The sequence below is a fragment of the Paenibacillus sp. FJAT-27812 genome, assembly GCF_001273905.1.
In the GTDB taxonomy this organism is placed as follows: Bacteria; Bacillota; Bacilli; order Paenibacillales; family Paenibacillaceae; genus Pristimantibacillus.
The window spans coordinates 2,819,717-2,845,500 of record NZ_LIGH01000001.1 but is presented as its reverse complement, the minus strand read 5'-3'; the positions used below and the strand labels follow the sequence as shown (position 1 = coordinate 2,845,500).

Annotated in this window: 19 protein-coding genes; 5 read left to right on the top strand and 14 right to left on the bottom strand. The window is 46.2% G+C overall.

The window, feature by feature from the left end:
- Positions 1 to 139: 139 nt before the first annotated feature.
- The 5 genes from ADU23_RS12135 to ADU23_RS12115 form a co-directional block, all read right to left on the bottom strand.
- The gene (locus ADU23_RS12135) at positions 140 to 877 is read right to left on the bottom strand and encodes an SDR family oxidoreductase (RefSeq protein ID WP_053373977.1); all 738 of its coding nucleotides are present in this window, start codon (positions 875 to 877) and stop codon (positions 140 to 142) included.
- A 192-nt stretch (positions 878 to 1,069) separates the two neighbouring features.
- The gene (locus ADU23_RS12130; protein ID WP_053373976.1) at positions 1,070 to 5,737 is read right to left on the bottom strand and encodes a X2-like carbohydrate binding domain-containing protein; all 4,668 of its coding nucleotides are present in this window, start codon (positions 5,735 to 5,737) and stop codon (positions 1,070 to 1,072) included.
- A 177-nt stretch (positions 5,738 to 5,914) separates the two neighbouring features.
- Positions 5,915 to 6,748: a carbohydrate ABC transporter permease gene (locus ADU23_RS12125; protein WP_053373975.1), complete on the bottom strand. Its 834-nt coding sequence runs from the start codon at positions 6,746 to 6,748 to the stop codon at positions 5,915 to 5,917.
- Entirely contained in the window at positions 6,745 to 7,617 is an 873-nt protein-coding gene (locus ADU23_RS12120; RefSeq protein ID WP_053373974.1) for a carbohydrate ABC transporter permease, read from the bottom strand. Before ADU23_RS12120 ends, ADU23_RS12125 begins: the two co-directional genes overlap by 4 nt.
- A 78-nt stretch (positions 7,618 to 7,695) precedes the next feature.
- Positions 7,696 to 9,030: an ABC transporter substrate-binding protein gene (locus ADU23_RS12115; protein WP_053373973.1), complete on the bottom strand. Its 1,335-nt coding sequence runs from the start codon at positions 9,028 to 9,030 to the stop codon at positions 7,696 to 7,698.
- A gap of 423 nt (positions 9,031 to 9,453) precedes the next feature.
- Between ADU23_RS12115 and ADU23_RS12110 the strand changes: the two genes are divergently transcribed.
- From ADU23_RS12110 to ADU23_RS12090, 5 genes are all read left to right on the top strand, one after another.
- Complete coding sequence (locus tag ADU23_RS12110; protein ID WP_053373972.1) at positions 9,454 to 11,193, top strand: sensor histidine kinase; 1,740 nt, start codon at positions 9,454 to 9,456, stop codon at positions 11,191 to 11,193.
- Between the two features lie 24 nt (positions 11,194 to 11,217).
- A complete protein-coding gene (locus tag ADU23_RS12105; protein ID WP_053373971.1) occupies positions 11,218 to 12,465 on the top strand; it encodes a response regulator in 1,248 nt (415 codons plus the stop codon).
- A gap of 95 nt (positions 12,466 to 12,560) precedes the next feature.
- Positions 12,561 to 13,520 (top strand): serine hydrolase domain-containing protein, encoded by a 960-nt coding sequence (locus ADU23_RS12100; protein ID WP_331459238.1) that lies wholly within the window; start codon positions 12,561 to 12,563, stop codon positions 13,518 to 13,520.
- A gap of 296 nt (positions 13,521 to 13,816) precedes the next feature.
- Positions 13,817 to 14,197, top strand: a complete 381-nt coding sequence (locus tag ADU23_RS12095; RefSeq protein ID WP_053373969.1) for a MerR family transcriptional regulator — start codon at positions 13,817 to 13,819, stop codon at positions 14,195 to 14,197.
- Between the two features lie 88 nt (positions 14,198 to 14,285).
- Positions 14,286 to 15,047 carry an SDR family oxidoreductase gene (locus ADU23_RS12090; RefSeq protein ID WP_053373968.1) on the top strand — a complete coding sequence of 254 codons (762 nt, stop codon included), beginning with the start codon at positions 14,286 to 14,288 and terminating at the stop codon, positions 15,045 to 15,047.
- A gap of 69 nt (positions 15,048 to 15,116) precedes the next feature.
- On the opposite strand, the gene ADU23_RS12085 is transcribed toward ADU23_RS12090, so the two are convergent.
- From ADU23_RS12085 to ADU23_RS12045, 9 genes are all read right to left on the bottom strand, one after another.
- A complete protein-coding gene (locus ADU23_RS12085) occupies positions 15,117 to 15,698 on the bottom strand; it encodes a GNAT family N-acetyltransferase (protein WP_053373967.1) in 582 nt (193 codons plus the stop codon).
- 165 nt (positions 15,699 to 15,863) lie between these two features.
- The gene (locus ADU23_RS12080; RefSeq protein WP_053373966.1) at positions 15,864 to 18,104 is read right to left on the bottom strand and encodes an FAD-dependent oxidoreductase; all 2,241 of its coding nucleotides are present in this window, start codon (positions 18,102 to 18,104) and stop codon (positions 15,864 to 15,866) included.
- A gap of 29 nt (positions 18,105 to 18,133) precedes the next feature.
- A complete protein-coding gene (locus ADU23_RS12075; protein WP_053373965.1) occupies positions 18,134 to 18,961 on the bottom strand; it encodes a carbohydrate ABC transporter permease in 828 nt (275 codons plus the stop codon).
- Positions 18,962 to 18,976: 15 nt separating this feature from the next.
- Complete coding sequence (locus tag ADU23_RS12070; protein ID WP_063845981.1) at positions 18,977 to 19,861, bottom strand: carbohydrate ABC transporter permease; 885 nt, start codon at positions 19,859 to 19,861, stop codon at positions 18,977 to 18,979.
- A 79-nt stretch (positions 19,862 to 19,940) separates the two neighbouring features.
- A complete protein-coding gene (locus tag ADU23_RS12065; RefSeq protein ID WP_053373964.1) occupies positions 19,941 to 21,257 on the bottom strand; it encodes an ABC transporter substrate-binding protein in 1,317 nt (438 codons plus the stop codon).
- A gap of 105 nt (positions 21,258 to 21,362) precedes the next feature.
- Positions 21,363 to 22,124 (bottom strand): response regulator transcription factor, encoded by a 762-nt coding sequence (locus ADU23_RS12060; protein ID WP_053373963.1) that lies wholly within the window; start codon positions 22,122 to 22,124, stop codon positions 21,363 to 21,365.
- Positions 22,102 to 23,907: a sensor histidine kinase gene (locus ADU23_RS12055; protein WP_231637360.1), complete on the bottom strand. Its 1,806-nt coding sequence runs from the start codon at positions 23,905 to 23,907 to the stop codon at positions 22,102 to 22,104. The genes ADU23_RS12060 and ADU23_RS12055 overlap by 23 nt, the downstream gene beginning before the upstream one ends.
- A gap of 321 nt (positions 23,908 to 24,228) precedes the next feature.
- Complete coding sequence (locus ADU23_RS12050; RefSeq protein ID WP_053373962.1) at positions 24,229 to 24,624, bottom strand: VOC family protein; 396 nt, start codon at positions 24,622 to 24,624, stop codon at positions 24,229 to 24,231.
- Between the two features lie 333 nt (positions 24,625 to 24,957).
- Positions 24,958 to 25,767, bottom strand: a complete 810-nt coding sequence (locus ADU23_RS12045; RefSeq protein ID WP_053373961.1) for a heparin lyase I family protein — start codon at positions 25,765 to 25,767, stop codon at positions 24,958 to 24,960.
- Positions 25,768 to 25,784 lie beyond the last annotated feature (17 nt).

Sequence of the window (25,784 nt, the reverse complement as noted above, 5' to 3'; positions counted from 1 at the left end):
CTCCCTATCATGAATAGCCGTATACATAACATCGCTTATTTTTGTCATCCTTGCAACCGCAGCTTGTATTACTAGAAAAAAAAAACGACCAGTAGAAATAAATCTACTAGCCGCCTTTTTGAGAAAATGATTAAATCTATTAAAACAGGCTTGCCGTTGGACGCACAATCATTTCACTAACGTCAACATCCGCCGGTTGTTCAATGGCGTACACGATCGCACGCGCGATTGCCGCAGCGGGAATCGAGACCCGTCGAAAATCATTCATCACCTGACGCGCTTCTTCATCTGAAATCGATTCTGCAAGCTCGGATTCCGTTACTCCAGGTGAAACAAGCGTCACACGGATATCGCCGCCTGCCTCCTGACGCAGTCCCTCCGTAATGGCTCTCACAGCAAACTTAGTTGCACAATATACAGCCGCGGTTGGTGAAACGGTATAAGCTCCGATTGAAGCCATATTTATAAATTGGCCAAAGCCCTGCTTTCTCATAATAGGCAGCCCCGCAGCAATGCCGTGAAGCACGCCGCGAATATTCACGTCAATCATCCGGTCCCATTCCTCTACCTTAAGCGCCTCTATGGGAGACAACGGCATTACGCCGGCATTATTTATTACAACATCGATTTGCCCATACGTTTTGTTCGCAAGCTGAATAAAAGCTTCCATTTGATTTCTATCCGTCACGTCTAAGCTCTGCAGCTCAACCAGACCGCCTTCTGAACGGATCTCAGCTGCAAGGCTTTCCAGCTTATCCGTGCGTCTTGCTCCTATTACGATACGTGCTCCTTTTTGTGCTAACAGACGTGCAGTTGCCTCTCCGATTCCACTGCTTGCACCCGTAATGGCAACAACTTTTCCTGCGATATTAGACATTTTTTTATCTCCTTTACTAATGGCTGATTTTTTTCGCTTACTCTGCAGCCTCATCAAAGGCCTAAAGCAAGTATAGGGTAGAGGGTTCGGAGGCCGGTATCAGGATGCTCCTGTTTTATTGCACGATCCTCCAGATCATAAAACAAAAAAAAGAAGCTGCCTCCTTTCTTAAAAGGGCAGCTTCTGAAAATCCTATATGGTTTGCTTGCTCGCCTGCAGCAAATTCAAAATAATTGTAATTGCCTCGGCCCTAGTTGCTTGCGCATGGGGCGCGAACTTATTGCCTGTTCTTCCTTTCAAGATCTCCGCTTCCTTCATGGCATATACAGCGCTCTTAGCCCAGGCTGGGATTTCGCTGTCGTCCGCAAAGCCGGTTGTATCCACCTCCGGAAGCTTTACTCCGCCGGCTCTGGCAATCATGACCGCCAGCTCCGCACGCGTAACACTCGAAGACGGACGGAAGCTTCCGTCCTTATAGCCGGTTACGATTCCTGCTTGCAGCGCTTTGGCAATTGCTTCCTGGGACCACGCGCCAATCTTGTCGCCATCGACAAAGCTCAGCTCGGCCTTGCTGTCAGCCAACTTCAGACCGTTCATGAGCATGACTACAAACTCTGCACGTGTCACCGTTGCATTAGGCTTAAACGTGCCATCCGTGTAACCTTTGACGATGCCTAGCTTCACGGCTTGCTCGATGCTCGCTTGCCCCCAATGGCCGTTAACATCCGTGAATTTAGGAGCTTCCGTGCCCTCATTTTCCCCGGTTCCACCATTTGAATGATTACCGTTATTGCCGTTATTGCCGTTATTGCCGTTATTGCCGTTATTGCCGTTATTGCCGTTATTGCCGTTATTGCCGTTGTTCCCGTTATTGCCGTTGTTCCCGCCGTTATTTCCGCCATTGCCGCCATTGCCGCCGCCGGTGTTTATAACTTTTACTTCAAGATTGGCGTTTTCGCCTTCGCTGAACGTAAAGGTAAGATTGGCGGTTCCTACCTCAAGAGCAGCCAAATACGATTTCATTATCGTTACCTTATCGTTTACCAGACTATAGTCTACATTAGCTGTCAGCTGCACCTCACCGTTTTTCACTCCGATTAGCGTATTTCCGTTTAACGCCACATCAATCACTGCATCCAGCTGCTGTGAAGGATTTTTGTCAAAGACGAACGATACGGGGCTAATAGAGGAATTGGATGCCGCCGCTTCTTTAAATGTAAATACATTAAAATCGTATACGCTGGCCCCGTTTCCGCTTGAATCCGTCACATTCAACCGAATATATCTAGCCGAGACGGCAGCTTCCTTGCGATCCTCATTTATTTGTTGCGTCGTAGCCGCGCTGGTCTTGTCGGCATACGCTGTCCAGCTATTGCCGTCCGAGGAGTACTCTATTTTGTATTTGTATCCCGAGTTCAGCTCAAATCTCGTTTTAATGCCTGTGATGTTGTAGGCATCGCCAAGATCAACCTTCAGCCACTGAGGCACGGTCAAGCCTTCCTGCTGCGCCCATCTGGTGGATGGGTTTCCGTCTATAGCAAACAACGGATTTTGGCTTTGTGACGATGCAATAACCGATTTACTTAAAGCGATATCGATTTCTCCACCACTAATTTCGGTTACGCTTACCTCTAAATGCTTGTTGTCGCCTGAACTGAATTCGAAGGTTAGGCTACTCTTTCCTTCACCTAGCGTTGCCAGATAAGCGCGATGGATCTGAACCTCGTTTCCCGTAACGCTATAGTCTGCATCAGGGCTCAGGTAGAGCGATCTATTTTTGATGCCGGTAAGTGTATTGCCTTGAAGATCCAGTCCAACGGTTATATCCGACTGGCTATTCGGATTTTTGTTAAAAGCAGCCGTTGTCTTATCAAGGGCAGAACTAGGATTTGTTTTGGTGCCATACACACTAAACTCGTATATGCTCGGGCCCAAACTATATAACGCCTTTATTTTCATATACCTTGCCGTAACCGCATTTTCGTTGTTGTCCTGGTAGGTTTGCTGCGTCGTTTCACTTGCTGTTCGGTCTGCATACGTGTGCCAGCTTTGCCCATCCATGGAATACTCGATTTTGTATTTATAGCCACTAGGCAATTCGAACATGGTCGTAACGGATTTCACGGCATATACGCCCTGCAAATCAACCATCAGCCAACCTTCGGTATTCCATATCCCTTCCTGCTGCGCCCATCTTGTGCTTGCATTCCCATCGACGGCATTAGCAGGCTCCAAGCTTTGCGACGAAGCCGTTACCGGCTTGTTAAGCGCGACATTGACGGACCCGTCGTCTTCAATGACATTCACCTTCAGGTCAGGGTCTTCTCCGGTTTCAAAATCAAACGTCAGGTTATTTTCCCCAGTTGGCAGTGATTGGAGATAGGATTTATAGATCAATACCTGATCCCAAAATAATTTGTAGTCTTGATCAGGTACCAGCTGAGCCGCCCCGTTTTTGATTCCATCCAGCTTCCCGCCGTTTAAAACCATTTTGACCTGCACGTCAACCTGCCTTGATGGATTTTTATCGAAGGTGACTTCCTTCCGCTGAATCAATGAATTGGCTTCGGGAGGCGTGCCGCCTTCTCCAGGATACACGCTGAATTCATAAATGCTTCCTCCCCAATCGTGAGACAGCGTAATTCGCATATACCGCGCCATTGCGTCATTTTCGTCCTGGTTGGTTTGCTGGGTCGTGGCAACTGCTGTCTTGTCGGCAAACAGCTCCCAATTCTCTCCGTCCTCCGAGTATTCAATTTTGTATTTGTAGCCTGTGTTTAGCTCAAACATCGTGCTTGTCGAAGCAATGGAATATACGTCTCCAAGATCTACCGTCAACCACTGGGCATCGGTTCTTCCTTCTTCCTGCGCCCATCTCGTGCTCGTATCGCCATCCACCGCGAATGCCGGATCTTTGCTTTGCGAGAATGCTGTTACCGGTTTTTTCAATGCGAGATTTACAGGCTCTTGAGGTGCCGGAAGCGGCGCTTTCCACGGGCCTGCCGCTGCAATAATATCCTGCGCTTCCTGCGGCCAGTTTTGGCCTGCGACGCTGATGTTCCCATAAGCCGTGCTTGATGAATTCACTCCGCCAAAGTCAACATTGTAATAGTTGTACCTAATGATATTGTCGTGCGCGGAACCCGAGAAAGCATGCTCCGTATTATCGATCACGTTTCGCTCAACCATCCTGTAACTCGTTTGCCCATCCAAATAGACGCCCATGATATGGTTCCAGGCCGCATATTCACCTTGCCTCATGTTTTTTATATAGTTGTGATAGATATTGGAGTATCCATCCATGCGACCCAGTGTGTAAATGCCGCCTCCGTCCTGGACAAGCCTTACTGAATCATGAATGTAATTGTTGCGCACCTGATTATTCGTCATGCCATGATCTGCATCAGCCCAGTTCCACCCTATACTAATGCCGGAATACGGCAGGTTGCTGATCTCATTATTTGCGATTGTCATGTTTTGGGGAAGCATGGCTCCAATCCCAACCATATCGCCGTAATCGAGCCCAATATGATCGATTGTGTTGTTTGTAATGGTATCAAATTGGCTTTGGCCATCAGGCAGCGTGTAAGAAAGATCTTTTCCTTCGTTGTCATCCCACAGATCGCCAACAATGCCCATAGCTACGCCGCCCCCGGCATTGTCGCTAAATTTGTTCCCGTCTATCGAGGTGTGATCGGTGCCCTCATACCCCATAATGCCCCAGCTTCCCGCATATTGAAAAATATTGTTAGAGATCGTAATATGGCTTGTATATTTCAACTCAAGCATCGCTCGGGATGCAGTATAACGGGCTGTATTTCTAATTTCGGTGTTATTTCCGCCAGTGACGGACTGATATCTGAAGCCTGCCTGCACATCTACATAACCATAGCTCGACGGCGCCAGCCAATTGCTGTGCATGAATGTAATGCCAGAAAATTCGATGTCATGAACGCTGCTCCCTGAGCTGCCTTCCACATTCACAACAGTCTCCAGCTTAGGGGCAATGATCCGAGTGGCATTGATGCTCTCGCTGCTTCTTGGCTTGTAATATACCGTTTCTTCAGCAGTATCCAGATACCATTCCCCTTCTGCGTCTAGTAAAGATAAAGCGTTTTCAAAAAAGTATGGCGAATTGCCTTGACTATGATGATTGTACGAAAAGCCGCTTTCAGGGAATTTAAAGTCTACTTGCCCTGTCGTTTCATTAATGGTGTCAATTCGGCCGCGCACTTGACTCCAGCTTTGCAAAATAACCATTTCAGCAGATGTTCCGCTTAATTCGCTGGCCCACGAGCGTGCATCCTCATTAATAGCATAAGGATATTCGCCGTTTTTAGCCCTATAATATGGACCTTTGACTACATCATTGGTCAAATTGGGCTGCCGTGCCCGGATTCCCCGATCCTCGCCAACATACAGCTGCCTGAAATTCCAATTTACGCCTGTCTTTTTATAGATGTTTTTATCGCTATCGTATAATTCCCAGCCTGCACTAATGTCGACGCCGCCGCTAATGACAGGAGTCGCTCCCGCATCAGCCGTGTAGATCACTTTGTATCCGTTATTACCGGAATCCAAGGTGTCGAATGTCAAAGTTTCATCTAACAGATATTCGCCATCCTGCAAATAGACATAAATATCATTTGTCATGGTGCTGTTTATTTCGCGTACAGCCTCCCTCGCTTTATCAATGGTCCTAAATGGCGAATCAGAGGTCCCGCTGTTGTTGTCATCTCCTAGCGGCGATACGTAAAAGCTCTGCTGCGAAGCGGCTTGAACCGGTTTAATCGCACCTGACAGGGACAAGCTTGTAAACACCATGTATATGGCTATTAGCAAAGCCAGCTTTCTTTTCATGGATAGACGCCTCCTACGTTTCTTTTCGTTTTTTTTCGCTTATGACCAGTGCGGCTTAACTGCGCCCGCACTGGCTATTACGTTCAGCCAAAGTCAGAACTCAGCCCCCTTTCCAAATCATATCGCATCAGAGAAGAAGCACTTCGCTCTTGCGATCAAGGCTCCAATTGATACGCGCTACCCCTTTAGCGAGCCTTCCGTCAGCCCCGCAATAAACTGCCGTTGCATGAACAGGTAGAGTAGAAAAATCGGCGCCGAGGCCAATACGACTAGGGCAAACACATCCTCCCAGTTCGTGCTGTACTGCCCAACGGCTTGAAAGATTCCCGTCGTTACGGTGTAGCTCTTCGTAGAGCCCAAAATAATGACCGGATTTATAAAATCATTCCAAATCCACAAGCATAAGAAAATAACGGCTGAAGCAGTCGCGGGACGCAGCAGCGGGAATAATATTTTCCAAAAAATCGTAAATTGACTCGCCCCGTCAATCTTTGCGGACTCATCCAGCTCCCTCGACAGCGTGCGGATAAAGCCTACAAATATAAATACCGTAAACGGCACATAAAACCCGATATTGTAAAGAATCAACCCCTGCGGCGTGAACATCAGTCCAAGCTTCGCCAGTACCTTAACAAGCGGAATCAAAATCACTTGCGGCGGAATCATTAAACCTGACAGCAGCAGCAAATAGCATACGGACAAAAAGCGATTGCTCACGCGGGCAAAAACAAAGGACATCATCGAGCACAGCACAATAAGCAGAACGACCGATACCGATGTAATGAGAACAGACGTCCCGTATGCTTTGAAAATATTAAAGGATGGCGTCACCGCCGATCTTATAAAATTGTCTAGCGTCAAATTGAGCACGGGCAGAGAAAAAGGGTTGTTCAAAATGTCCGTTCTTGTCTTGAATGCATTGACGACAGCGATATAGAACGGAATAAGCAATAACAGAGACAAAGGCATGAGGAATAGATGCCTGATCGAATGGGAGAAACTTCTCCTCATAGCAGCCTCTCCTCTCTTCTTCGCAAGTAGACCGTCAAGGAAACCGATAAAAGGCTTACGATAATCAGCATATAGACGGCAAGACTAGCAGAGTAGCTCAGCCGGTTCGCGCTAAAGCCGACCTTAACCACCTGATAGGCGATTGTTTCAGTCGCTCCGGCCGGTCCGCCGGAAGTAAGGATAGCAACGCGGTCGTATTCCCGCATAGAGCCCGTAAACATAAAGATGATGCTCATCGTAAACGCAGGTGCCAGCATCGGAAACGTGATATGCCTGAACTGCTGCCATCGGTTGGCCCCGTCCATTTTGACCGCCTCATACAAGCTGCCCGGAATCGATTGAAGCCCTGCCAAATAGATGACAATAATAAAGCCGGTAGACTGCCAGATCGCAAGGAAAGTAATGGTCAGTACCGCCAAATCCGGGTTCCCGAAAAACTCGATGCGCTCCGTCCCAAGCTTCTCCAGCAGGTTGTTAAGCAAGCCGTTGTAGCTCAGTATGCTCTTCCAAATAAAACCGATCGAGACTGTGCTCAGCAGCAGAGGGAAGAAGAAGACGGATCTATACATATTTGTCATCCGGCCTTTTTTGTTCAAGAGAACCGCAAAGGCGATTCCAAGTATATTCACAGCCAAGGTTGCCACCACCGTAATGAACAAGGTGACTTTCAGCGCACGTGCAAAAGCCTTGTCATGAAAGGCTTCCACATAGTTGCTTAATCCTGCAAATTGATAGGACGGGCTAAGGCCATCCCAATTGTAAAAAGAATAATAGACTAACAGGAAGATAGGGATCAGCAGGAAACAGAAGTAAATCATAATGCCTGGTGAAAACATTAACGCAAAAGACCATCGATCATTTTTAAGCAATTTGTATCACCGCCAAGTATCTTAATGATGCCATTGGGATAGGGGCGAGCCCTAATGTTCGCCCCTTCTGCCGCAGCTTTATTTATTGTTTTTATCCCAATATTCGTCTAGTGATTTCATACCCTTCTCCACATCCAAATCACCGAGCATAATGCTTTGCGCTACTTTGTTGTATTGGTCCTGAATGCCTGCAACAGGCACTCTGCCGACTTTATTGTTCATATGGCCAACCATTGGAGGGTTGTTGAGCAGCAGCTCGTAAATTTCCGTCTGCAAAGGAGACATTTCCCATTTGAGCGGCTCCTTCAAATTCGAGAACAATGCGTCTGCCTGCAAATAGCCTTTATGGGCTTCCGGGTCCAGCATCATAAATTTTGCGAATTTGAGCGCCTCTTCGGGGTGATTGCTGTTTTTGGCAACCGCATAACCGCCCGCATTTTCTCCGCCCAGCAAATATTGCGTGCCATCCTTGGTAGGTGTCGCAAATACGCCTACCTCAAAATCCTTGTCCGCAACAGCTTCAGCCGCGCTGAACCATGAGCCCATCGGATACATAGCTCCCTTGCCCTTCAAAAACTCCTGCTCAACTGCCGTGTAGTCGATGCTTAAAGCACCTTTGTTGAAGTACCCCTTCTCAACAAGATTGGTATAATAACCGGCTGCTTCCTTCCAGTTCGCATCTGTAAATTTCACTTTATTGTCGAAGCGGTCTGCGTACCAATTTTTATTGTCCTTATAAACGCTAGGCGATGTCATTACCGAAAACGTAAATCCAGCCGTCCAATCGCCTGCCGTAAGCAGCGGAGTAATATTTTTGGCCTTCAGCTTCTCCGCAGCCGCTTCCAGCTCTGCCCATGACTTCGGAGTGGAGGTAATGCCCGCTTCGGCGAATAGCTTTTTATTATAGAAAATAAGAGATTGCGGCTGTCTGATGGCCGAAATATTGTATAGCTTGCCATCAATCATCTCAGCCTCATAGTTGTTAATCTTCTTAATGTCATCGTCAATTGGAATATCAAGCAATGCGTCGGCATCTACGAACATTTGGATCGTGGCGTTCTGGACGACATCAGGGAAGTCTCCCGATGCAAGCAATGTTTTTAGGTAGCTGTCAGGCGATCCTTCGTTCGCCGGAGGCTGAATTCGCTTCACTTTGATGCCAGGGTTAGCGCTTTCAAACTTTTTAATCAATTGATCGTAATATTCGACCGTCAGGTTCGGAGTAATCCAGGATTGAAATACAATTTCAACATCCTTGACTGCTTCTTTATCCGTTCCCTTCTCCCCGCCGCTGTTCGTCGACTGGTTTGGAGCGGACTCCTTCTCGCCAGCGCTATTTCCGCTATTGCCGCTGCAAGCCGCCAATACCGCAGCCAGCATCATGATCGTACAAAGCGCAAACCACTTTCTCATTTCGACCACCTCTTCTTCTCTGTTAATAACCTCAAATCTATTATAGGAAGATGTTGTTAAACGCTGCCACAGTATAAACTCTACTTTAACTAGACCAATTAAACCTCTTTTCGCGGTTCAAAATATACGCCATTCCGTGTTTAAACGCACGCTGCCCCCCTCTGCAATTCATTATTTCCTTATTAAACCGATGCACCATTTCCGCTAGAGTAAAAACGATAGCTTTACTGGAAAAACTGTATCTTCACGGCTTATGCTCTGGCAAGATTAAACAGGAATTAGCGCCAGCCCCCCGCTTAGCCTTGCCTGAGATGCTTACGGCTAACAGTTGACAGCGCTTTAAATTTGTTCATAAAATGTCGTTAGATGAACAAGCGCTCACGACAAACCTAAATTCATCAACACCAAAGGAGTCGGCTCCATGTGATTAAGACCTTGTACCGCGAATGGATCGGCAGATTTATATTTCGCAAGCTGAATATCGGGATTGGCGCAGCGTTGCTTATCGTATTTTTGCTGCTTGGCCTCGTCATTTACGATAACTTCTATTCCATTCTGGAGAAAAAAGAGCATGAACTGCTAACCTTCCGCACAGAGAAAATAAAAATTCAATTGATTGATATTATGGAGCGGTTCAAATATGATTCCATGAGCATCTATCAGAACAGCAACATGCAGACCAGCGTGTATGAGTTGTTCCTCCCTGAAAATACTCCTAGTCATTTGGAGGACAGGAAAGCGGTAACCGAACAAAATTATCTCAAAAACGTGATGACGCATATGCTTTCCCGTAACCCCTATATTTCCGCAGTTATGATGTACCGGCTGCAGGATGAGCGATTATTTGTAGAATCACAGCAGCAAAAGTATCGCGTTAATCCCTCCTATCCGTATAAGCCGTTTTTCGAATCCTTTCCAAAGTCTTATCAGCATCCCTATTTCGGAAGCGCCGATCAGCTGCTGGCACCCGCTGACCGTATGCTTTACATCGTTAATCCCATCTATAATCCAACGAGCATTCATCCCGACCAGGTATACGGTTACCATCTCGTTACCCTAAATACACGTACCATTACGAATGAGTTCGATTCCCAGAGCTCGGACTACAGGCTTATTATTAAGCAGAAGGACAATGTGCTGCTGGATAGCAGGCCGGATGAACCATCCGCTTGGGACGAATCGGATGATTTGATCTCTCAGCTCTCGATCGATAAATACCAAATTGAGATTATAGGCATTAGCTACAAATCCAATTTGCAAAGCAAGCTATCGGACATCGCGGTTCGCGTATTAATCATACTTGGCTTAAGCTGGCTCGTCTGCATCGTGATCATCCATATTATTCAGCGGTTTATCGTCGGGCGATTTAACCAGATGAGCAAGCACTTCAAAAAGGTGCAGCGCAATCCGTTCACTCATCTGATGCCCGTAAATGGCGAAGATGAAATCAGCGATCTGATGCTCCGCTTCAATCGGATGACGCAGGAGCTGCAAAACCATATCAGTCAGGTGTACATAGCCGAAATTCGAAAACGCAATGCAGAGTTTATAGCCTTAAAAACCCAGATCCATCCTCATTTTTTATACAATACGTTGGAATCCCTGCGCATGCAGGCCGTCATTAGCGAGCAGCCTTCTCTGGCAGAGAAACTTTATCATCTTGGGCGGCTGTATCGCTGGATGCTCCAGCCGACGGACGACCTCATCTCCGTGCAGGAGGAGCTTGCGCATACGAACTACTACTTGGAGCTGCTTATGCTTGGCAAGTCCAACCGCATCGAGCTTCGGGTAATCTCCGAGCTCAATTTGGAAAACTGCTTCATGCTCAAATTCACCTTGCAGCCTGTCATTGAGAACGCCATACAGCATGGCATGCTGGAGCAGTATGATGATCCTGTTATTACGGTAACGATCAAGAAAGAATCCGATCTGCTCATGATCGAAATGCATAACAACGGCAAAAACATTTCCGCAGAGGAGCACAGCCGCTTGCAGCAGCTGCTGGAAACGGCAAATACATTTCCCGAGCAGCATCTGGGACTCAAAAATATTCACGAGCGCATCAAGCATTATTACGGCAATGAGTACGGCTTGTCTCTGCCCGAACATCAATCCGAGGCTATGCCCTTTCGGCTGATTATGATATTCCCCTATAAACGCTAGCCAGCTTTCTTGAGGAGGTTTACGATGACAAGTCTATTAATTGTCGATGACGATCAATATATAAGAGAAGGCTTAAAGCGGTTAATTAATTGGAAGGCGCTTAATATTACGCAATTATCCGAGGCAGAGGGCGCTTATGAAGCATTGGAGCTAATGGAGGCGAACAAGCCCCATATTGTCCTTACTGACATTCGTATGCCAAAGGGGGACGGACTGCATCTGATCGAGCAGATCAGGCTGAGAAACTGGAACACCTCTATCGTCGTGCTCAGCGGGTACAACGAATATGCTTATGTGCGGCAGGCAATGAAACATCAAGTCGAAGATTATTTGCTCAAGCCTATTGACGCATCAGAGCTTACCGAAATTATAGCCTCCTGCACAGAACGCTTTCAGGGGCAATATATTGCCGAGCAAATGCAGCGAGAGTCGTTCCAATTGTTGAAAAATAATATTTTGCTTCGCTGGGTGCAAAACCGGATTCAGCATGATCAGCTGCGTGAAAAGCTGAAATTTTTGCAATTGCCCCTGCTGATGAATGAACGGTACCAAATTTGCATCATTGATTGGCGTAACCCGCAGGAAGGAGAGCTGCCCCGGAATGAGGAGCAATACCGCTCATTTGCTATCCTTAATAGCGTGGAGGAAGTGCTGCAGGAAAGCGGACGCGGAATTGCCTTTCTTAATGAGCACAGGCAAATTATTGTGCTGTTCACGGACGAAGGTCATGATGCCGACCGGTTCAGCGAGAGCAATCACAGCTGGATGACCGACATTTCCAAGCGGTATGGTGAAATACTGAAAACCCCCTGGATCAATTACTTTGGGAAGGTCACCTGCCTGCCTAGCCAGCTGCATGAATCGTATAATGAAGCGCTGGCACTCTGCAATAATAAAGTATTTCTTGAGACAGACCGGGAAATGAACCTGATCTCACAGAACCCGATAGCCAGGCAGGTAGAACGATATGTACAGAAAAACTATAGCGAGGAGTTATCCTTGCAGCTGCTGTCGCTGCATTTTAATGTGAATAATGTTTACCTTGGAAGACTATTCAAGAAGGAAACGGGAGAGTTCTTCAATGATTATCTTAACCGTGTCAGATTAAGCCATGCCAAAAAAATGCTTGCCGTTACGCCATTAAAGGCATCAGAAATCGCCACCGCAGTCGGATTTCTTGACCCTAATTATTTTTTTCGCAAATTCAAGCTGGTGCATGGCGTCTCTCCCTCCGACTATCGGCTATCCGTTAATAACCTCACGGAGCAGTAGCGGGCTGCGTCCCCCTTTGCTTGACCCTCCTTTTTGTTTGAGCTATTGTTAATATGCTTTTGAGAGCACATAACGAGAATAAAGGAATGGAATGCATGAACCTATCTGAACTATCATCAGCCATTGAACCCATAGACTTGAGAAGCTGCCTGATCACCCAAAGCAACCGGATGCTGTTTGAGCACTATCGGGATCCGTCCATTCCGGCAGTAATCTCCAAAATAAACTCCTGCACAAAGAGCGTTCTATCGGCTCTGGTTTGCATCGCCATGGATCAAGAAATATTACCGGAGGCTCACACTCCTATCTCCGATTTTTTCCCGCAGCTTCTTGCGGATCCAGATCCCCGAAAAAGTGAAATCACGCTGGAGCATCTCTTGACGATGACTCCGGGGTTCGATTGGAACGAGTTCGGCGGGCAAAAGTCATTTCCGCGCATGACACGGTCCAGCGATTGGGTTGATTTTGTATTGAAGCAGCCCCTGTCCGTCGCTCCGGGAACCCGGATGGAGTACAACTCCGGGGCATCCCAGCTACTGTCTGCCATTCTTGTACAGGCAACCGGCATGCCTACAGCCCGCTTTGCCGAGGAGGAGCTGTTTGCCCCGCTTGGCATCGAAGACTATAAATGGGAAGCCGATCCCCAAGGCATCCATACCGGAGGATACGGCTTGCAGCTGCGCCCTGCGGATATGCTGAGGTTCGGGCTGCTGTACCTGCAGCAGGGACGATGGGAGCAGCGGCAGCTGATTTCCAAGAAACGAGTGCTTCATTCCGTACAGCCCGCCATTCTCGCAAGTTCGCCAAACCGCGGCTTTTACGGCTGGCATTGGTGGACGGATACGTTCGGCGAGAATAGGGTTGATGACCAGGAATGGTCCTCCCCTTCGCCTTCTTTTGACTACTATTACGCCAGGGGATATGCCGGACAGTTCATTTATATGATTCCCGTCTTGGATATCGTAGTGGTACTCACCGACGATAAACGGAAAAAGGATCGGCATCCATCAAATGTGTTCCGTGATTTTATCGCTCCTTTGCTGCTTAGCGCTTGAAGTAAGCTGCAAAGTAAATATTTTACGAGCATTGAACAATCCAATTGGCACAACCCCATTTCCTACCGTTCGCCTCCTCAGGCTCTTCGTCGTCCTTGTGGCTGTCTTCCGCGACCTTCAAGAGCCTGGGAAAGAACACAGCTTGCCCCGTTAAGGCTTCCGAATCTCCCTCGAAATCAGCATACGCATCTGTAACTATCTTATATATTTTATTGTTTTTTTTGTTGACTTAAACCATGGTTTAAGTCGTATCCTATTCCTGTCGACAATGAAAGATAAAATTTGGAGGTCTCCAGATGAAGTATTGTTCCATTAGCGAAGCTTCAGCCAAATGCAATATTCCCGAATCAACGTTACGTTATTATGAAAAAAAAGGACTGCTACCGCTAATTGAACGTGATGAAGCCGGCAGGCGGTTATTTTCAGAAGATCAAATTGCGCTCCTCGAAACCGTTATTTGTTTAAAAAACACGCATATGCCTATAAGCGGTATTAAGCAATATATGGATTGGGTAATAGAAGGAGATCGCACCATTGAACTTCGATTTGAAATGATGAAAAATCACAAGCAAACCGTGCTTGGCGAACTTGCGTTGATAACAGAATCCTTAAGAGGGATTGACGTAAAAATTACCCGTTATACAAATCGCATTCAAGAAAAATCAGAAGAAGGATAAGATGATACAAGTGTTCGTAACCGGCGCATATAAAGGAATTGGCTTTGTTTTTATGAATTGAAGAACATCAAAGAGAAGAGGAACGAGAATGAAGCTTTCAGGAAATACAATACTAATTACAGGCGGAAGCTCTGGAATAGGATTAGCTTTTGCAGAACGCTTTATTAAGGCTGGAAATAAAGTCATTGTTTGTGGACGACGTGAACATGTACTTCAAAATGCGAAAGAAAAATTCCCTAGCATGATTACTCGCGTAAGCGATTTGGATATTGAATCCGAGCGTGTCGCATTGTTTGATTGGGTAACAGAAAACTATCCGGACGTGAATGTGTTAGTCAACAATGCAGGGATTCAACAACGCTTTAATGTTTTAAAAGCGGATGCGAGGAACAATTGGCGTTATTTCAGTAAAGAAATCACAACCAACCTTGAAGCGCCTTTCCATCTCTCCATGCTGTTCGCTCCATATTTTGCAACGAAAGAAGAGGCTGCTATCCTTAACGTGACATCTGGGTTAGCTTTTACACCGTTTGCGATTGCTCCAATTTATTCGGCAACGAAAGCGGCGCTTCATTCATTTACGATGAGCCTACGGCACCAGCTTTCTGATACTTCTGTAGAGGTAATCGAAGTTGCTCCTCCGGCAGTGAATACAGATTTAGGCGGTGCAGGGCTGCATACGCAAGGAGAACCATTAGATGCCTTCGCAGACGAAATTTTCAAAGGATTAGAAGGGCATAAACAGGAAATCGGATATGGTACCTCTGTGAATCGCTTGCGCATGTCACGAGATGAAGTCGACGAATACGTAGAAAATATGTATAAGGCAACGAAAAGCACAATTGAATAACTACACTTATTCTTATTCAGCATAACAACGAGGCTGCCATTAGATCCTATGGCAACCTCGTTGTTTCGTTTATTTAGGCTCCCGTTCTCCTTTAGAACGACGATACGCTTTTTCATGGAATCGAGTAATGCTGCGAAACAGCAGCTTCCCATCATCCGGCAGCCGAATATCCTCTTCGAAATTCAAATACATCGCCTGATAGGGCTCTGGAACCCAAATGTACTGGTGAATATAAGCAGTGAGATGGAAACCGTTTGATTCCCAGAAATGGATTCGCCGGCTGTTTTCCTCGGTTGGTTCGGATTCCACTTCGACGATGATCCCTTTGCAGTTCGCAGCTGTACGCGCCCATTCCTTGATACGGTCAAGAAATAGTCGGCCGTATCCGCTGCCGCGAAAGTCCTTACGAACCGCTATATAATCAATTAGCAAAGCTCCAGCATGCTGATCGATTCCGGTCAATGCCATACCAACCATTTCTGAGTCCTGGGCCATTGTGTGTAGCTGGCACATCCGTTTTTCAAACATGCGACGAACGATATCACGGCTTTTCTTGCCGTCAAGGGGAAACGCTTGCTCGTAGATTCGCTCTGCTGCGATCCACCGAGCTTCATTCCATTCGTCGGTAATGCTGTATTCCAAAGCCTCCAATGATATTCACCGCTTTCGAAATCCTAATCGATATTCCTTTACGAGATCACGTTATTATGCCCGTAAGCCGAGCTTACTTTACTTGTTAGTTCAAGAGTTGGTAATCGGGAAACAGCCTTGCAGATTTCTGCACGGCTGTTCTTATCCCGCTTCATTATTTCGCATTTACTCATAAGCCCGTATTTCAATAATTTCTGCATAAGGGCATCCATTTGTAGCTTCAATTACAACACGTATCTTATTTGTAAGGGTAGGCACCAGCTGATGAGTCCGCTTACGTTTCTTATTATCCGTCTCACGCAGCAGTACCTTCCACTGCTCATCGACAAAAGCCTCAATCCGATAATCCTTCACCAGCTCAGGAATAACCTCAAATGGCGTCCTATGATGATGCAAATTGATGAGATCCTCATTCACATCATCATTGAAGGTAATATGAATGTCTGACAGGCACACGGAGGAATCCCACTCAAGAGAAAGCCATTCCGGCTTATTCGTTTCCATTCGATTAGATACCCATGTATGAGGACCGGCATAAGGTCTTGTGTATCCATCAATAGCAGATACCGCTTCATATGCTGTAGTCTCTGGGAATACTTTGAAGCAGAAAGGGGTGCGGTTTAGAGCTTTCATTTGCCAAGCCATGGTCTGCTGCGTATCCGAGAAACTGGAGAAATCAGCGGATGAATCGATCTTATTCTCGAAGCACAACACACCGTAAAGCGGTGTTTCAGACGTATACAATTGCAGCTCTTTGTTCGACTGAATCACAACGAATAAATTGATCATTTCTTCCGTCCGGTAATCAAGCGCAAAATCAACCCACTGCTTCGTTCCCTGCGTTACGTTCACTGTATGCTTGGAGATAAGTCCCGTTGGAATGTAGTTTTCTTTCTTTCCGGTAGAATGCAGCTCAATCGTCATTTCTGTATTCGCCAAAGCATCAACTAGCAGAGAAAGCTTATTTAGCTCCGCTGTGACCGGGAACGTTATCCCGGCCGGATTAAGCAAAGAATAGACCTTAGACGCATCATCTATATGCACGTTTCTCATCGTGCTTGAAGCAGTCGCTTTGGCGATTCTCCCTAGATCGCTGGCCTCTTCATTTCGAATACCGATAACGGAAGCATCTTGTCTAATCAGCGTTTGCTGCAGCTCTGCAAGATGAGACTGACCTAGCTCTCTTGGTGTAATTCCCTTCATAGCAGAGAGGGCAGCTCCCGTTCCAGCCGCTTCTCCCATTACCGCGCAGGTTGCCATCACTCTGGTCGTGCCAAAAGCAACATGTGTCGCACTAACATTCCTGCCGGCGAACAATAAATTGTTAACGTTGCTGGAATAAAGCGAACGGAACGGAATGTGATACGTGCCGTCTGCGTGGAAGTGCTTGGAGCCGCTCTCTTCCGCGTACATGCCTTTCGGCGGATGCAAGTCGATGGACCAGCCTCCGAAGGCTACGCGATCCTCAAATTGCTCTTGAGCTACGATATCATTCTGATTTAGGATATAATCACCGACAAATCTCCTGTATTCCCGTTTGCCAGGAAGAGAACCTACCCATTCCAGAGTCATATTTTCCGCTTCAAATTTGCCTGAGTTCTTAATGTAATCCCAGATTCCATAAATAACGGACCACAGCTCATCCCGTATTCTCTCATTCTCATGAACGGTATCCAGCTCGCCGCCCCATTCGATCCACCAGTAATGACAGCCCGAATCTCCGCTTCGCATCACCCGACGTACCGGTATGGAGGTTTGGGAGATATCCTTGGCAAAGCTTGGCGGGATATATTTGACTGGCTGGCCAGCATCCTTTGTATAAAATAAAATCGTGCTTCCGAGCGTAATGTCATCCGCAGCCTCAGGAGCCCAATCCTCCTTAAATTCATGCTGCGCTTCCCGTCCAATTCGAAACTTTGCTCCTGCTAGAAATCCTACCAGACCGTCCCCGGTACAATCTAAAAAAACTTTGCTCTCAAAGCGAATTCTGCGTTCAGATCCCATCATCCAGCCTGTCACGGAATGAATGTGGCGATCCGCCTCTGAACCTGTTGCCTCCACCTCATGTACATCCGTATTGAGAAACAGCTCTATATTTTTCTCCGCTTTAACGGCTTCTAATACGATTAAATCCCAAAGATAAGGATTGCCATCCGGATTACGATACTGATTCTCGACGAACAATTCACCCATAATACCCGTTTCTCTGGCATAACGATTCACGCCATGCCCTGTAGCGCCGCATACCCAAACGCGCACCTCGCTGCTGGAGTTGCCGCCCAAAACAGGACGGTTTTGCACCAAGGATACCGTTTGTCCCAATCTTGCCGCAGCAATGGCAGCGCAAACGCCGGCGAGCCCGCCTCCAATGACGGTTACTTCTGTCTTCATGTTCTCAGATCTCATGTCAGCACGCTCCTATTCTTTATGAGTGATCAGCCCTTAACGGCAGAGCCGGATATGCCCTGAATAATATATTTTTGACCTATTATGAAGATTAGGATCATTGGGATGATCGCAGCGGTTGCCGCGGCCATCATGCCGTTGTAATCGACGTTATTTTCCAAAATGAAATTCTGCAAGCCAAGTGGAATCGTATACAAATTCGGGCTGGATAAAAATACGAGCGCATTCTCAAAGTCATTCCAGTGCCACGAGAAATCGATAATCGTAAAGGTAGCTAGCGCGGGCTTTGCTAAAGGCAGAACAAGCCTAAAGAAAATACGAAAATGACCGGCACCGTCTATAAAAGCAGATTCCGTAATTTCCTTCGGGATGCTCATGAAAAATTGCCTTAGCATAAATACGCCAAAAATCGAGAACAAGCCCGGCAGTATAAGCGCCCAATGAGTGTTGTATATATGCATCCAGTTAAACATGATGAACTTGGGAACAAAAATAACCTGTGGCGGTATCATCATCATGGATAAGTAGACGAGGAACATCGCATTTCTGCCCCTGAACTCGATTCTTGCAAAGCCGTATGCAGCGAATGCGGACAGAAACACTGCGCCGACTGTGCTGATAATGGAGATTTTAATAGAATTCATATAATAAGTAATGAAGCTATAGTTACCTGTCCAAATCCGTTCATGGCTTCTCCAATCAAGCTTAGAGGGCAGCCATCTCGTAAATACTTCGCTTGGACTCTGCAGGGACGTGCTGACCATCCATAGAAACGGAAGTATCATGAACACGCCGCAAACGAGCATGAGTACAGTTAACGGCATCTTGGTTTTGAAAGAGCCGGCTAGATCGTTCATTGAAAACTCCCCTTTCTAATAGTGGACCCAGTGCTTCTGGCTAAACCATTGAATGACGGTTATCCCCATAATAATGGCGAATAAGAACCATGATATCGCTGAGGCATAGCCCATTTCATAATAGCTGAAGGCTGTTTTGTAAATGTAAAGCGATAAGATCGTCGTACTGCCGCTGGGGCCGCCTTGTGTGATCGCTTGAATTAAGGAGAAGGATTTCATCGTCATGATTAAGCCCGTAATGAGCAGCATAAATGTAGTCGGGCTAACGAGCGGCCATACTATGCGCCACGTGATGGTTCTGCTTTTTGCGCCGTCAATCTTTGCTGCTTCCAGCAGCTCAGGCGATACTTCTTGAAGGGCAGCAAGATAAATAATCATGTTGTAGCCTAACAAGAACCATATCTGTATGATATCGATCGCATACATCGCAGTCTCGGCATCTGCGAACCAGCCTGGCGGCGATACAATGCCAATCCAGCGGAGTATTTCATTGATCGGTCCTTGAGAGGGCTGAAACAAGAGCATCCAAACGAATGCAACAGCTACCCCGCTAGAAATATAGGGAAGAAAAAACATCCCCCGCAACAGCCCTTTCAAATAAACATTCTTATTCAGAACGAGTGCGACGACAAAGGCCAGCCCAAGCGACACCGGAACGGAAAGAAGGAATATCGCGGTATTCTTAATGGCGTTATAGAACTGTTCATCCTGAAACATTCGCTTAATATTGTCTAGGCCCGTGAACGAAACATTGGGATTCGAAAATTGATAATCGGTAAAAATCAGTCCAAAGGAGAATAATGCAGGCACGACGAAAAACAACAACACTCCCAGCATATTCGGAAGAATAAACACATATCCCAACCAGCTTTGCTTGCGCAGCCAGTTCGTTTTAATCATAACAACCCGCCTTTCTTCGTTCACCGATAAAAAAAAGCAAGAAGGACTTGGCCGCTCCTTCTTACTCTCTTTACGCAGCTTATTTCTTGATAAATTGGTTGTGCCGCTCTGCCATGTTTTTCAACGTCGTATCGATGTCTTGCTTATTAAGGAAATACTTCTCATATTCCTCTTTGCGCGCATCGATAACTTGCTGAGGCACGTTAAGCTGGAATGATTCAAATTGGCCGAATACCACTTTATTTAGAGAATCCCGATCATACATGTCCTCATATCCTTTTAGGAGCAAATCGATAGCTTCCGTGCTGTCTACGCTTTTGGATGACGGAATTCGTCCTCCCGGAGCCATTGGCAGCATACCGCCATCAGCGTACCATTTCACAAACTCCCAAGCCGCTTCTTGATTTTTGGACTTCGCATTTACGGATAGCACGTCGCCCAATCCGCCTGGATATTTGAAGTTTGTTTGATCCTTGGAGATACGCGGAATGGGTGCAAAAGCAATTTTGAAATCATGCGGGAAATCGACTAGATTGTTCGCATTGCGGAAAATAAATTCACCAGCCGTCAGCATCGCTGTCTCGCCTTTTAGGAACATCGTATCCACCGGCATCTTGCTGGTCAGCTGCTCGCCATATTCCGGAGTCGATTTATCCTTGAACATCATGTTGTGCAGAATTTCAAACCCCTGCTTCCAGTAAGCATTATCGAAGTTAGATGTGCCGTCTGCTTTCACATACCCGTCTCCACCGATCGTGCCGTCGAATTGCGTAGTAAATGCAGCATCATGCTGGAGGAGGCCCCATACATTAGGTTGTTTCAATTTCAATGCATATTCCTGTACGTCAGACCAAGTCCAATCTAGCGGAGGAATAGGCAGACCCGCGGCATCAAGCATATCTTTGTTCAACCAAATAAATGCCATGTTCTTCTTTGTAGGCATGCCGTAATACTTGTCATTAATCATCCATTGCTTGGCATCAGGACCCATTTGCTCGTCAATGTTATAATCCGTCTTTGCGCTCATATCTACGGCTACACCCGCATCTATTCTCTTTTGAAGACGCGAGAGGGTGTAGTTTATGTAAAGATCTGCGTCTTGCCCAGCAATCAAAGCGGTATCCAGCTTTAAATTGCCTGCATCATCATTAACGAACCGCACATATTCCACTTGTACGTTTGGATTTTTGGCATTCCATTCGTCAACAACCGCTTGCGGCCCCGCTTCAGGAGGCACGCCGCCCCATAACGTAAGCTTAATCTTCTTAGTTGATGTGGCGCTACCGTCTGTTGGCGTTCCCGAAGCATTGTTATTGTTGTTTCCACCGCATCCAGCGATCAGAACCATGACAAGAATAAGAGAAAGCGCGGTCATCAGCATTCTGTTTCTTTTCATTTCTTTGCCCCCTAGAAACTTGTTTAATTGCTTAGTTAAATCTTATCACCGGGCATTTCGCGGGGTAAGGAACGATATTTGGCGATTGATGATACATTCTTTGGATCATTTATTTTGCTCTTTGCGAAATTCGCTTGGCGTCGTGCCGCACCATCGTTTAAATATTTTAATAAAATAGTTGTCATTCTCGAATCCTACTTGCCTCGCAATCTCGCCTACCGATTGGCTTGTTTCCGCGAGCAGCATCTTTGCTGCCTCAACACGGCGGTTCTGTACATAGTGAATCAAAGTTTGGCTCGTTTTTTTCTTAAACAAATCGCTCACATAGCTTGCATCCATCGAGATGAGCTCAGCTACACGCTTTAGTGTAATTTCCTCAGAGTAATGCTCCTCAATATGCCGAATAATCTTATTCATTTCAGGATGGTCCGTAGGTTCAGTCACATTTTTCCTCGGAAACCACTTGGCTGCTTTTCTTAATTGTTCTCGCTGCTCTAGTTCAAGGGCTACCTTCTCCAGGGCCTGCTTCAATCCGCTCACATCCATCGATAGCTTAAGTAAATAGCTGGACGCCCCGAACTCCAGCGACTGCCTTGCATACTCGAATTCATTCATGCAGGTAAGCATGACAAACCGGCAATCAAGCCCTGCTTTCCGCACAGACTTCAGCAGCTCTACTCCGTCCATCAAGGGCATATCAATATCGGAAATAACCACGTCTGGCTGCAATGCTCGAATCGCCTGCAACGCTTCCTCGCCGTCATTAGCCGTGGCTACGATTTCAAATGGAAGATTAGCTTTGCTCATCAGCTTGCTGAGACTCGCTCTCGCATGCTGTTCATCATCAACGATCAATACGGTCCACATCGCCGTCAGCCTCCTTTAAATAGGGTTTCGATAACAATAGAGGGAGATGCATCATGACCTTCGTTCCCTCGTCTGATGACGCAAGAGACAAGCCTGTACTCTGATTTTTGAAGAGCAGCTCCAGGCTTTCCCGGATATTTTGAATACCGATGCTTTTCCGCTTACGGAATACCTTCTTCGTTTTGGCGCGTTCTACGCCTACCCCATTGTCCGCCACTTCAAGATACAGAAGATCATGTCTTGCCTCCGCTTTGATTTCAATCCGGCCGTCACTCCGCGTCCCTCCAAGCCCATGTATAATTGCGTTTTCTACCAGCGGCTGAAGACAGAATTTTGGGATCAGTGCATATTTCAGCTCATCGCTTACCTCATAGCTGATTGTAATATGACCGCCGAAGCGCGCGTTTTGGATGCGCATATAGGAATCAATAAGCGCAATCTCATCCTTCAACAAGATAAGATCAACCTCTACATTCAATGTTGTCTCTAATATTTTTCCTAACGAGACACAAATTTCATAAATGTCATCCTCATCCTTCTCGAGCGCAATGCTTTTAATAACATTAAGCGTATTCAAGAGAAAATGCGGGTTCATCTGAGATAAGAGAACCTGAAAGCGGACGACCTGCCTCTGCCGTTCCTCCAATTGAAGCCGTTCCATTAAGCCATTTATATCGTCAATCATCGTATTGAAGCTTCGAGTGAGTGCAAGGATTTCGCCTCGCCCTTGCTCTGGCAGCTTTACCTTGAGATTTGTCTTGACCGAAATCTCCATCTTACGCTGCAGCGTTTTTAGAGGGACGGTAATCGTTGAAGAAATAAAATAGGTCATGATGACAAACACAAGCGTAATCAACCCAAAGATGACAAAAAAGCGTTTTTTCAACGTTTCCACTTCTTCAAACAGCAAGGACAAGGGTACCTTTTTTACGATAAACCCATTTAACTGGGCAATACGGCTGAACGTATATAATACCTTCTCGTCTTGACTAACAATCGAAGCTGACGCAGAGGGCTCTTTTACGTCTAGCATAGCGGATAAAATCACAGGATCAATCGTTTCATTGGCATCAGACTGCACCATTGATCTTCCTGTATGATCTAATAAATAATAAATGCCTTCGCGCTGCCTATCTCTCATCACCCTGTTGAACCATTGCTCATAATCGATGCTGATACGGGCATACGCGTACTCTTTGAGATTCTCATCGCGGAGCATCTGATAGAGACTAAGCATATTTTGATTCGGTTTAATAACCGTACTCACATAATTGGTATCGCTTGCATTCCAAATGTAGCTTTCCCCTTCACTGGAGGTAAGCTTCTTTACCCATTCTTCATTGGTAATCGAGGAATAATTCAATGGCTCACGAGGAGCAAAGGAGGTGTAAGCGTAGCCATGTTTGTCTACCAGCGTATAATACACCGTTGCGTCAGTCAGGAAGAAGCTGTTCTCAATGCTTGCGAACTTGTTCTCCACCAGTTCCTTCCGTCTTAGCGGATCTTGCTGCTCCGGATTTTTCATAACCGAGCGAATGGTGGCATCCTGCTCTAATAACAGACCTGTCTTCATAACAAGTCCGAGTACATCTAGGAAAGACTTCTCGATATCGAGAAGCTGGTCCTGGTTTTTGGCGGAGGCTTCCTCCTGCAGAACCCTTTCCGTTTCACTGAAATTATAGATGACTAATAATACGAATGGAGCTAGCACGAATAGCAAAAAAGCCATCAATATTCTGTTTTTGAACGTTTCTGGAGTTAAGCCTCTAATCCATTTGTTCACGCGATATGCCCCCCAAGTGCTCTCATCTGTTTAAAAATCGATTTGACATACCTCTCAACATAACGCGAATAGCCCTTAGGAGCAAGCATGAAAATAGAGCTGATAAATCTCCTTCGTCATGGCTATGTCCTCGCGAAGAATGTCCCCGTCCTAATAAGTTTACTACTCCCTGCTTCTATTGTTCTGTGAAAATTAAGGAATAGACAGACCCGAAAAACGAAACAGCAGCAGCCATGGACGAGAAAATAAGTCCTAGGCTGCTGCTGTTTTATTGAACAAACGTTTCCCGATAGTTAAACTAGATTTAGCATTTCATTTTATTTAGACAAAGTTTATTTGCCACGAGACTCCGAAGCGGTCATTCAGCCAACCGAACCTTTTGCTAAACCCATAATTATTTAATGGCATTAGAGCTTGTCCACCTTCTTCAAGCTTCCCATAAAGACCATCAATTTCTTCCTCAGTATTACAAGCAACATAGATTGAGAACGAAGGTGTAAAGGAAAATTTATGTTTGACATTACTATCAATGCACATAAACTCCTGCCCTTTTAATGTGAAAGTAGCCTGCATTACTGTTCCTTCTTCTCCTGCTTCATTAGCACCATACCGAACAATGCTTGTAATTTCAGAATCCTCAATGAGCGATGTATAAAAGTTCATCGCTTCTTCTGCCTTGCCATCTTGAAACATTAAGAAAGGTATTACCTTGTCCATTATATGCTCCTCCTTTAAATCTTTACTTTATATTATATCCGATCTTCATTTAAACTTCCCAAAGCGTAATGGGGCGTTACCAGTCTAATACTTTATTTTCGTTCAACAGCTGCACCACCGGACGAGTCTGGGAATCTGGTCTGCTACTCGTTCCGACCGCCTTCAAGTCATAAATACGGATCAAACAAGGAGCGAGGCGATCAAACCAATGGCGAGTTCGAGCGCATCAGCGGCCACAAAATGTCCAACGATCGCATCATTCTAGGATAACGTTTAGCGGATATAAAATGAAAACCGTCAAAGGATAATGGACCCTTTGACGGTTTCTTCTTGTTATTCTGTAATTTGAAAGTCGGCAAATTGGATTTTTGCTTCCTGAATGCCGGTAAACAATTTGCGGTAAATGCCCCATTTCGGACGATTAATAGTGGCGCCGGATCTCCAGTTGTCCTTCGTTCCGCTGTATGACATCAAGGTCGTTCCGTCTAGCTTTTTGAGTGTCATATTGATCGAGCCGCTATCGCTATGCTTCATGGTAACTGTGGCTTCAACCCATTGACCGTCGATATTGGAGAACGCCGTTTGCGCCAATGTTTGGACCTGAGAAGCATCTGCTCCGATCGGGCTATGCTTGAATTTCAAGTTGCCGCCATCGACCGAGAACGTCAGAATCGGATAACCATCGTCCCCATCCACCGCTTTCACTTGGAAAATATGATGGAAGCTGCCTGAAGGAGATTGCGGATAAGGGCTCATCGGACGGAACTTCCACTTGTATGTAGTCGTTTGGTCCTTTGAAGCCGTTGCATTGCTAGGCGACCCTTTGTACGCTTTAACCTCGACACGCTGTCTGTCCGTATTCGATCCGTCGAGAGCAGCCGTATCAGATGCGTCTCCCACCTTGAATTGAAAGACATTGTTACCCGCGATCTGCGATGAGGTCGTTTCGCTGATATGGTAGGAATCCGTCGGACCGTCGACGGGATCGCTGCCCAAATATTGCTGAAAGATTTGCAGCGGCGTCAAGCCGGTGTTTGCGCCATCGGAATTGATGGTAATTGTCGCAGCGTATGCGGTGGTTGCTACTGCTACGATAGACGCGACTGTAATTCCTGCGACGAATGATTTCATCCTTTTGTTCATTAAACTAACCTCCAATT